Genomic DNA, 533 nt, shown 5'->3' with positions numbered 1-533 from the left:
ATAGATGTCGTTGCCGGGAGTGGGGTATTTCTCTCTCAAGGTGACTACTTATTAGAGTACTCACCGCAGGGTGGGAATTATCACTCATCTATCATTGAGTTCGACAATGAGCTAGTAAGCCAATTACTGCAAAAACACAGCGATCTTCTCATGACGTTGCCAAAAGTGGACAAACTCAACTCGGGCTTGTTTTCTTTTGGTTTGAACATTCTCATTGAGCAAGTGCTTTCTGGCATGAAAACGCTGGAGGAGCAGTCGTACCCAGACGCTATCATGCGTTTGAAGTACGAAGAAATGCTGATTCTATTGCTGCACAGTCAAGGGGGCGAAGTCCTCTATGCTTTGCTATCGCAGCAAACTAACCGAACCTCAGACCGCTTACGCCGCTTTATGGAGCAGCACTATTTGAAAGAGTGGAAGCTGACGGATTATGCTCAAGAATTTGGTGCCAGTCTCACAACCTTTAAAGAGCTTTTTAATGAGCACTATGGCATCTCTCCAAGAGCTTGGATCAGTGAGCGTCGCTTATTGCA

General features: G+C 45.6%; 1 pseudogene. It reads left to right on the top strand.

Features of this window, described 5'->3' with window-relative positions:
• Positions 1-533 (top strand): annotated as a pseudogene (gene exsA / locus R8O11_RS30840) (type III secretion system transcriptional regulator ExsA); the annotation flags it as partial.

The sequence above is a fragment of the Vibrio sp. 1288 genome, assembly GCF_033344475.1.
Note: the sequence above shows the minus strand (reverse complement) of the source record. Positions and strands in the feature narration are given on the sequence as shown.